The organism is Marinomonas sp. UCMA 3892, from assembly GCF_012726345.1.
Classification (GTDB): Bacteria; Pseudomonadota; Gammaproteobacteria; order Pseudomonadales; family Marinomonadaceae; genus Marinomonas.
This window is the reverse complement of record NZ_PTXN01000035.1, coordinates 1-9424: the sequence shown is the minus strand read 5'-3', so window position 1 is coordinate 9424 and position 9424 is coordinate 1. Positions and strand designations below refer to the sequence as shown.

Annotated in this window: 9 protein-coding genes and 1 pseudogene; 8 read left to right on the top strand and 2 right to left on the bottom strand. The window is 41.8% G+C overall.

Annotated features, from left to right (window positions below; genetic code table 11):
* Positions 1-484: 484 nt before the first annotated feature.
* Complete coding sequence (sfsA, locus tag B6N13_RS23095; RefSeq protein WP_211172987.1) at positions 485-1261, bottom strand: DNA/RNA nuclease SfsA; 777 nt, start codon at positions 1259-1261, stop codon at positions 485-487.
* Positions 1262-1384: 123 nt separating this feature from the next.
* Here sfsA and B6N13_RS23090 point away from each other — a divergent pair, with 123 nt between their 5' ends.
* The 4 genes from B6N13_RS23090 to B6N13_RS23075 all read left to right on the top strand — a co-directional run bounded on the left by B6N13_RS23090 (position 1385) and on the right by B6N13_RS23075 (position 5552).
* The gene (locus B6N13_RS23090; protein WP_169460736.1) at positions 1385-2221 is read left to right on the top strand and encodes an AraC family transcriptional regulator; all 837 of its coding nucleotides are present in this window, start codon (positions 1385-1387) and stop codon (positions 2219-2221) included.
* Positions 2222-2267: 46 nt separating this feature from the next.
* Positions 2268-2903 (top strand): LysE family transporter, encoded by a 636-nt coding sequence (locus tag B6N13_RS23085; RefSeq protein WP_169460734.1) that lies wholly within the window; start codon positions 2268-2270, stop codon positions 2901-2903.
* A gap of 161 nt (positions 2904-3064) precedes the next feature.
* Positions 3065-4021: a LysR family transcriptional regulator gene (locus B6N13_RS23080; protein ID WP_169460733.1), complete on the top strand. Its 957-nt coding sequence runs from the start codon at positions 3065-3067 to the stop codon at positions 4019-4021.
* 223 nt (positions 4022-4244) lie between these two features.
* Positions 4245-5552 carry an MFS transporter gene (locus tag B6N13_RS23075; protein WP_348981566.1) on the top strand — a complete coding sequence of 436 codons (1308 nt, stop codon included), beginning with the start codon at positions 4245-4247 and terminating at the stop codon, positions 5550-5552.
* A gap of 376 nt (positions 5553-5928) precedes the next feature.
* Here the strand turns inward: B6N13_RS23075 and B6N13_RS23070 are convergent, their stop codons facing one another.
* Positions 5929-6861 (bottom strand): aromatic alcohol reductase, encoded by a 933-nt coding sequence (locus B6N13_RS23070; protein WP_169460732.1) that lies wholly within the window; start codon positions 6859-6861, stop codon positions 5929-5931.
* A gap of 115 nt (positions 6862-6976) precedes the next feature.
* Between B6N13_RS23070 and B6N13_RS23065 the strand changes: the two genes are divergently transcribed.
* The 4 genes and pseudogenes from B6N13_RS23065 to B6N13_RS23055 all read left to right on the top strand — a co-directional run.
* Positions 6977-7873, top strand: coding sequence for a LysR family transcriptional regulator (locus B6N13_RS23065; protein ID WP_169460731.1), 897 nt, complete (start codon positions 6977-6979; stop codon positions 7871-7873).
* An 88-nt stretch (positions 7874-7961) separates the two neighbouring features.
* Positions 7962-8474, top strand: a complete 513-nt coding sequence (locus B6N13_RS23630) for a LysR family transcriptional regulator (protein ID WP_211172986.1) — start codon at positions 7962-7964, stop codon at positions 8472-8474.
* Complete coding sequence (locus tag B6N13_RS23625) at positions 8438-8818, top strand: LysR substrate-binding domain-containing protein (protein ID WP_348981567.1); 381 nt, start codon at positions 8438-8440, stop codon at positions 8816-8818. Before B6N13_RS23630 ends, B6N13_RS23625 begins: the two co-directional genes overlap by 37 nt.
* 85 nt (positions 8819-8903) lie before the next feature.
* Positions 8904-9095 (top strand): annotated as a pseudogene (locus tag B6N13_RS23055) (transposase family protein); the annotation flags it as partial.
* Positions 9096-9424 lie beyond the last annotated feature (329 nt).

Below are 9424 nucleotides of genomic sequence, written 5' to 3'. Positions count from 1 at the left end.
ATCTGAGCCATGATCAAACTCTTCAGTTAAAAAGTTTGCTTACTCAAAATCTATTACACTAACAATAACTTAATCATTCCATCGTCCCGAAGAACAACAAAACAACATAAAGCGAATTGACGTGTTAGACGTTTCGCAAGACTTCAATTTTTTTGATCATCTCGAATCAGTTAAAAACTGATCCGGACAATCTTCTGAAGCCTCCAGCGAGCGCCCACACAAATTATCTGATTATCTATTTTAAAGAGCGGGCTGACTTGAATACTTAACCAGATCTTAATCTAGTTAGTTGAACTTGATCTTCGTTGCTCTGAAGCCTTGTCCGTGTCAGCGAGGGCGTATATTAAGGATCTACAGATTTTGTGCAACCCTTTTCGACATTTTCTTTCAATTTATTTTAAATAAAAGAGTATTCGTTCATAAAACCATCAAAAACGGCTCATTTTGGTTGTTAAATAACCAAAAACACATAAAGACAAACCCATTAATCCAATAATGTAGGCATAACCACGGGCACCGAACGCACGACTTTCATCTCTTGGGAATCAATCGCTACTTGATAGGCAATCACTTCCACCCCTTTCTTTACCACTTCAACAAAAGCCTGCGCATACTTTTTATCTATATGTGCAGCTGGAGTCACTGAGTTTATCCCTGTATGGCTCACACAAAAGAACATTACTGCTCGATGACCTTCTTCAACCATCTTCGCCAGTTCATATAAGTGTTTGCGACCACGATCCGTCACCGCATCCGGAAAGTACCCCAAACCATCCTCTTCTAATAGGGTGACGTTTTTCACTTCCACGTAGCACTTACGACCATCATTGCCTGTGAGCAACCAATCAATGCGGCTTTTTTCACCGTATTTCACTTCCGCTTTTTGTTCAGGGTATTCTGCAAGCTCTTTCACCACTCCATTGGAAATGGCTTCACCGACCAACTTGTTTGGGTAACCTGTATTAATACACGCTAGATACTGAGCATCGACTTCCACCAGCTCCCAAGTATAAGCCAGCTTACGCTTTGGGTTGTCACTTTTAGACAACCAGACACGAGCCCCATCCTGCTGGCATCGTTTCATGGAGCCGGTATTTGGACAGTGGGCTACCACAATCTCACCATTTGGCAGTTCGATGTCAGACAAAAAACGTTTATAGCGTTTAATCAATTTCCCTTCTATTAAGGGAGTTGGAAATTTCACAACAGAACTCCAGAATTTTTTATGAAAACCATCACAATCAAAAACAGCCACTCTCATATAAGGAAAGGCATTTTCATAGATCTTAAACAGACACCAAAGTTATGAGTGCCCTAGGCGGTTGCGCAAACCCAATTGGTACAATAGGATCATTAGATCATTGATTTGGAGTTTCGCTTTGTGATGGATACGGTTCGTAATATTAATCAGCACTTTTGGAGTAGCAAGGGTATTCCATTCCTCACAATACGCACAACTCAAAACAGCACACAGAGCTATAAAGCACACTGCCACTCCGAACTATCCATTGGCATCATTGAGTCAGGAACAACACAGTTAACCTTACAAAACAATGAGATGATGCTTGAAAAAGCGGACATTGTTCTTATTGAACCCAACGTCGTTCACTCCTGTAATCCCTTGCAGGGTCAACCACGCAGTTACCACATGCTCTATATCGACAACATATGGTGCTGCAACCTGTTGTCGAAACTCTATGGTTACGAGATTAAAAAATACGACTGCCAACACAATTTGCTACCAGCTCTAGACAGTGAGATAAAACTATCGGAGCTAATCCATGCATTGTTAAATCAAGACAACGAGGAAACAGCAAGCCGCCTAGAGAGGCAGGTGTTTAATCTAATCAGCCGCTATTGCTCACCCACTATAGAACATGAAGACGAAAGCCATTTAGCCGGTGAACTAAAAACTCGACTCTTACAAGATATAACACAAACTCCGTCCCTTGATGTCATAGCGAAAGAGCTTGGCAAACCTGCGGAAACATTAATCCGCCGTTTTAAAAAGCACTACGGCATCACGCCAAAATCCTTTCTTAATAATAATCGGATTGAACAAGCTAAGATTTTATTGAGACAAGGAATGAGCATTGTGGATGTCTCCGCGGAAGTTGGCTTTTCAGATCAAAGCCAACTACATCGCACCTTTGTGAATTATACCGCTTCAACACCCCGCCAATATCAACAAGGAACGTCAATTTTCGACAATATTCCCTGACACCCAAAGCCTATAGTTGGAAAAAATAATCTATAGGTAACCTGTTATGTCAATTGCAACTCTTCTTCCTGCCGCTTTCCCTGCATTAGCATTGGCTCACTTCGTCGCGCTATTAAGCCCAGGACAGGACTTTTTCCTAATTATTGCCCACTCTATCCGCCATCGATTGCAAGGCAGTCGCTTTATCTGCCTTGGCGTCGCCCTAGGTAATGCTATTTATATCGCACTAGTAATACTGGGTTGGGCAAACCTTCGAGACAACCAAACAGCTTTTGCATTGATTCAAGCCGCTGGCGCCATTTACCTTTTATGGGTTGGGCAAAAACTCCTACGAAGCAAAAAAAACAACGCACTACTGGAAACCGGCCAAGAGACCCCACCCTCCGCAATGCACCAACTTTTCCTTGGGTTAAACTCCGCCCTACTCAATCCTAAAAACGCTTTATTTTATATGAGCTTAATGACTGTCATCCTTGGTAATGAGGTGACATTGATTCAACAAATCTCTTGCGGCGTATGGATGTTCCTCGCGGTACTATTATGGGACTTATTTATCGCGGCAGCCATTGGTCGCCCCCAAGTTCAAACCTATTTAAAAGCCTATATACACATTGTAGAAAGAGTGGCTGGCGCCATTTTAATGGGCTTTGGCCTGGCCTTATTTGCGGGATATTTTCTTTAACATTAATCTGGCTGTTTAAACCATGGGGGGGAATAGGCAAAATTACGTCTAGGAAAGACCAAGCCTGAAGGCTTTGACAGAGTATAATATCCAACCTAATGGGTGTTTTCCGACATTTACTGGTTACACCGCCAAGATTATTCCATTGTTTCAGGCTAGGTATGAAAGTAGAAGAAAGCTATCGTCGGGATTTAAACCTGTTAGTGGCGTTACAAATCCTCGTTGAGGAGTGCAGTGTCAGCAAAGCTGCTGCTCGCTTAAACCTAAGCCAATCCGCCATGAGCCGAGTTCTGGGACGATTACGCACATTACTATCGGACCCTTTATTTACTCGTCAAGGACAATACTTGGTTCCAACCGAAAAAGCTTTGTCAATGAACAGAGCGTTAGGCGAACCTCTCAACTCTCTAAGACAACTCTTATCCCCCATTGATTTTGACCCTAAGTCCTGTGATCAAACATTCACTATTGTGACGACAGATTATGCAATGCAAACCATTTTACCTTTTGCCTTGCCGCGCATTTATCAAGAAGCTCCCAATGTCGCTTTCGAGTTTTTGCCATTACAAGACGAACATTTAAAAGAACAACTCACCTACGGCCGAGCGGATTTGGCGATTTGCCGCCCCATACATTCAATTGAGCCATTACAGTATGAAACATTGGGACGAGTTGGAGTGTCATGTCTATTATCTAAGCAACACCCGCTAGCCAATAAACAAATGAGCCTAGAGGATTATTTAAATTTCCCTCACGCCATGATCGCCATAAGCGATGGCGTTAAATCTCTTCTTGAGCAAGCACTAGAAAATAAACCAAAACGCCAAATGGTTCTAAGGGCCTATCATTTGGAGGCAGCACTGGCCATTGTAGATATGATGCCACTTATTATTACCGTACCAGCCGATTTAGCCTATTTAATGTCTGAGCGCTATGACCTGATCGTAAAACCTTTACCCTTTCATTTTACGCCGTTTGATTATTCCATGATTTGGCATCCCCGATGCGAGTACTCCCCATCACAGAAATGGTTAAGAAGTATTGTAAAAGAAGAGTGCGGAAAACTAATAGCTAAACGCGTAGTAGATATGGGGCTGGATGCGGAGCTAACGCCATAGTTCAGCCTAATTAATAATAAATTTAATTTATGTATATTTTGCATAGATCACTTCACTTTTTATCATTTGAGTACCTACCAAATACTCTCTAAACTCCGCCCATATACTAGTTAAGCGCACATACGCACTTGTTTCATTCCACTGTCGCTAAAGTGCTGAGATTGTTAACTATGTTGTGTCTGTCATTGACCTTTATCTATCGCTCACCAAGCCCAGAGAAAAAGTGACAGCGCAAACCATTAACCGTGGTGGCCATAAATCCATAGGAGGAAACAAAGAACTATCTCATCCCATAGCCATAATTAAGAGCAATATTATGTTTAGTTTCCGGTTTCCACTCCTAGTTTGGCTAGGCATAGGAATATTGATTACCAGCCTAGGGATCAGGCAGTCTTTTGGTATCTTCATGGCTCCCATTTCCGACTATTTCCATACGGGACGAGAGTTCTTCAGTTTTGCCATTGCCTTGCAAAACCTACTGTTTGGCGCGTTCCAGCCATTTGTTGGCATGGCCGCTGACCGTTGGGGGCCAAAACGCATCATCATTTTAGGTGCTATCTCTTACGCCTTGGGTCTGTACTTAACATCGATCACAGTCGAACCCACCATGATGTACATAACATTAGGTGTACTGGTTGGACTGGGGTTAAGTGCCACCAGCTACGTGATCGTACTGGGTGCCATTGCGAAAGTAGTACCTGCGCAACATGCGGCAAAAGCCTTCGGCCTAACTACAGCTGCAGGGTCATTTGGCATGTTTGCAATGATCCCAGGTGCGCAAACCATGTTGAGCATTTATGACTGGCAAAGCGCCATGCAGATATTCGCCGTTATGTGCAGCTTCATCGTGGTGTTTGCTCTATTCATTAAGACCGCAAAAAAAGAGGCTCATAACACAACAGCTGTACAAGAAGACAAACAAACAATAAAAGAAGCCTTGAAAGAAGCCTTCTCACACAAAGGATATTGGCTAATTCATATTGGTTTCTTTGTGTGCGGTTTCCATGTCATGTTTATCGCCACCCACCTTCCAAGCTACGTACTAGATAAAAACCTCCCAGCATCCACTGCCGCTATGGCACTGGCCTACGTGGGTATATTTAACATCCTAGGATCTTACTTCTGGGGCGCCATGGCAGACCGATTTAGCAAACATTATGTTATGTCAGCCTTGTACTTCGTACGTACCGCTGTCATCGCCGCCTTTGTGTTAATACCAACAACCGAACTAACAGCCGGCATTTTCGGTGCTGCAATCGGCTTTTGCTGGTTAGGAACCGTCCCCATTACATCAGGCTTAGTACGTCAAATCTTTGGTGCTCGCTACCTATCAACGCTCTATGGCTTGGTGTTTTTCTCTCACCAAATTGGCAGCTTCTTGGGGGCATGGGTCGGTGGGTTGATCTACGACTATTACGGTTCTTACGACCCAATTTGGTGGTCAGCCGTCATCCTCGCCTTTATCTCGGCATTGCTACATCTACCAATAGACGACAGACCTGTCTTACGTTTAAGAATGGCAACAGCCTAATTCACACAGGCCCCTAACATGAAATGTTGGGGGCTTTTTTAAAGCAACACTGATCATCAGCCAACAAAAAGCCCGCTTCAAATAAAGCGGATTTTTAGGTGTTTCTATTTATTCAGTTAAGGCGTAATTAACCCACTCGAATATCAATGAGAAGAAAATCAACTTAAATAACAGCTAGTTAGAAGTACTACCTTTCTCAATACCATCATCTGTACCATGCGCAGAGTTTTTATTTTTTGCAGCTCGTCGAGGTTATGAGTGTCTTATTTATTTGGAATCCAAAGTCTATATAACTAGGGCCAATATAATTGGCCCTAGTTATTCAGGTGACTGAATTACGTAGATGAAAAAGGAGTTATTCAACAGTAATAAATAATTACCCTATATGCGTATTTAACCACTGCTCAGTATCTTGAGTTTCAATTCCTTTTTTAAAATTGTACGTTTTCTCGATATTCCACCACATGCCATCACCAAGAGCAAAGGCTGCCCGGTACCTTAGCATTTGGTCGTCAGGGTTTTTAGTTAGCTCAGTTTGCAGGTTATCCAAACTGAGAACATTACGTGTGCAAGGCTTATTACTGAAGCTATCAACTACATCAGCTAAGTCACCGTAACTAATAGTATCACCAGCAACAAAGACGACGTCATTGATGATTCGGGGGGATTCTAATAAGATTTCAGTGGTTAATTTACCAATATCTTCAGGGGCGGTTACCGTGACTTTATTATCCCAACTGCCAAGTGCGTTGATATAGCCTTCTTCTAAGTTAACCACATCAAAGGCTGGTTCAAACAGAAAACTAGTAAACATACCGGTAGAGACAATGACCCACTCAGTACTTTGCTGCTGGCGTAAAATAGATCTAACCTCATACTGTTCATCGAATACTGGTTGACCACTTCCTTTACCTACTACATCGTAATCTACACCAAATTGCCACGGGAAGTACCGCGCAACACCCGCCTCTAGAGCAGCTTGTGTGATTCTTGTTTGAGTACCTAAACCCGCAACAAAGCCTGTACAATTTATAATTGTATTAAACTCAGAAAAAAAGACAACTAAGGCTTCTTGACTAATGTTACTTAAATCTAATGCCTTAAATTTCACCCCTTTTGCTGTAAACGTCCTCAATGACTCGTCAACCGGTGTTGCACCATTCTCAAGTGAACTAGGCGAGACTAAAACTGTTATATCCCCACCCAATGCAGATACTCTAGGTTGTAATGCATTAAGAACCGCTAGACCAAGCTGACCAGCCCCCATGACAAGTATTTTTGATACATCTACGTTTAAATTATGATTCATAAATTGATTACTCTCTATTGATTGTTTCGAAATGAAGTGTAATTTAGATTATTCAAAGTGATAATAGCTAGTTATAGGTTAAACTGTTCTTAATTTTGGGATAATGGTGGACATAATGGATCGCTTCGAAGGTATGAGAGTATTTGTTCAAGTTGTAGATGCGAAGCATTTCGGTAAGGCGGCTGAGGCTCTTAATATACCTAAATCCACGGTATCCAGAATTATAAAAGAGATGGAAGATTATTTAGGGGTCAAGTTGTTACAGCGAACCACACGCAAGTTAAGCGTAACGCCCGATGGTGAGAGTTATGCAACACAATGTCGACATATACTCGCAGAAATATCAGCAATAGAGTCCAACTTTCCAAACAAAGCTAGAAATCCAAGTGGCAGGCTAAAAGTGAGTATGCCAACATCCTTAGCGCATCATTCTATTTTACCAAAAATTAGCGAGTTTATTGATAAATATCCAGATATTGAGCTCTTACTTTGTACCAGCGATAAGAATGTTGACTTATTTCATGACGGCTATGATTGTGTCATTCGTGCTGGAGAAATTGAAGACTCAACATCATTAGTTGCACGCCCACTCATTACTTCATCTTGGGTTGTGGTCGCATCGCCAACCTATATAAAGCGCTTTGGAAAACCAGAGAACTTAGATGAATTAACTAAGCACCATTCTATCGGCTATCTAAGTCAAAGCTCTGGGCGTGTAATTAACTGGCAGTTTATTGATAACGAAGAAAACGTTAAGGTTCAAATGAACGAAACACTAAAAGTGAATGATACTGATACGTTCATAAACTGTGGGTTGCAGGGCTTAGGTTTAATACGCATCGCTAGCTATTTAGCACAACCCTATATAGACAATGGTAAATTTATACCAGTTCTTGAACAATACCAGACGCCGATGATACCACTATCCCTCGTTTACCCTCACAGTAAACATTTAAACCTGTCATTTCGAGTTTTCGCTGATTGGATTCAATCCGTTTTGACTACGGCTTAACAATTTAATAGATACATTCCATGCTCAGCGCTTTGTTTGGCCTTTTCTTATGTAGATGGGGTAAAGTGTAAGAACGCTGAATCACTAATTGAATAGGATCGAGAAACACTTTCACTTTTGCAAAGCGGCAGATCATCTTGGGGTAAGTCGTTCAGCTTTGAGCCATGTTATAAAAGGCTTAGAGGCATATCTAGGCTGTCAATTGCTAAGACGTACTACTCGCAGTGTTTCCTTAACACCAGCTGGGGAACATTTATTCTCAGGCTTATCGCCAATCCTTAGTGATTTGGATCAATTACTGTTTGATTCTGGTCACGACAAAGAGCACTTACTCGGAGAAGTTAGAATTAATGGCAATGAGTCGGCGATAGCTTATTTATTGGAACAAATTGTCCCTATATTTCGAGAACGTTACCCTAGCATTAAATTGGATCTTGTTAGTGATGGCAAGTTAAGTGATATTACTCAAGACGGATTTGATGCAGGAATCCGACTTGGAGAGTCTCTTCTTAAGGATATGATTGCTATTCCTCTTGGCCCTGAAGTTCGGTTTATTGTCGTCGCATCGCCTCAATATTTAAATCAATATACTGCGCAATAACACCTATTGAGCTTAATCAGCACCATTGTATTCGCCAACGTTTACCAAGTGGTAAACGTTACCACTGGGAGTTTTTTAAAGATGGGCAGTCTATATCGGTTGATGTTCCAGGTGTTATTTCATTAGACAATAACAATTTGATGGTCAGTGCAGCTACACAAGGCATGGGAATAGCGTTTGTTCCTGAAAATTATGCTAAGGAACAAATAAATTCAGGTAATTTAATTACAATTTTAGAAGACTGGTGCCCTGATGAAGCAGGGTTTCATCTCTATTTTCCCCGCTATCGCCACATGTCGAAAAGTCTAAGCGCATTTGTTGATGTGGTAAAAGAACATAATTAGTTAAAGTGGCGTTGCTTTCAGGGCGGGATCACACTTTGTTAACAGATATGAACTATACCTCCACCCCCCTTATTAAATAGCCATTTTGAACATAATTGAACACTTATCAATTGTCGACGATACTCGATCTGACATAAATCAAAAGCATGACCTTATTGACTTAATTTTTCTTGTTATCAGCGCTATCATATCAAAATGCGAGGGCTGGCAAGATATTGAACATCATGGCGAAGAGAAGTTAGGCTGGCTGAGGAGATACAGGCTATTTAAACACGGGTCCACCACGAAGATACACCTTAGTACTAACGGGACACCTATAATATTCAATATTTCCACAAGGCTTTCGGAAAGTAAAAATCCATATCGAGTAGGGTGAGGCGTTGCCGCCTCATCCCTCTCACAGAACCGTACGTACGGACCTCGTATACGGCTCATGCAAACTTCCATTCAGTATAAACACTGAACACATACCCCGTTCTCACTTCTTCAAGATTCACCAAACCTTGCTCATCGAACCATTTGTTTGGCATCGCGTGGCTGGCTAATGGACTCGCTGCATTTCTCCAACTGGTCATCGAGATGTACTTAAACGGCGGCTTGTAGCCC

Bases quoted from the DNA above. Each gene is read 5' to 3' on its own strand.
- sfsA (WP_211172987.1), bottom strand. From the start codon at position 1,261: ATGAGAGTGGCTGTTTTTGATTGTGATGGTTTTCATAAAAAATTCTGG.
- B6N13_RS23090 (WP_169460736.1), top strand. From the start codon at position 1,385: ATGGATACGGTTCGTAATATTAATCAGCACTTTTGGAGTAGCAAGGGT.
- B6N13_RS23085 (WP_169460734.1), top strand. From the start codon at position 2,268: ATGTCAATTGCAACTCTTCTTCCTGCCGCTTTCCCTGCATTAGCATTG.
- B6N13_RS23080 (WP_169460733.1), top strand. From the start codon at position 3,065: ATGAAAGTAGAAGAAAGCTATCGTCGGGATTTAAACCTGTTAGTGGCG.
- B6N13_RS23070 (WP_169460732.1), bottom strand. From the start codon at position 6,861: ATGAATCATAATTTAAACGTAGATGTATCAAAAATACTTGTCATGGGG.
- B6N13_RS23065 (WP_169460731.1), top strand. From the start codon at position 6,977: ATGGATCGCTTCGAAGGTATGAGAGTATTTGTTCAAGTTGTAGATGCG.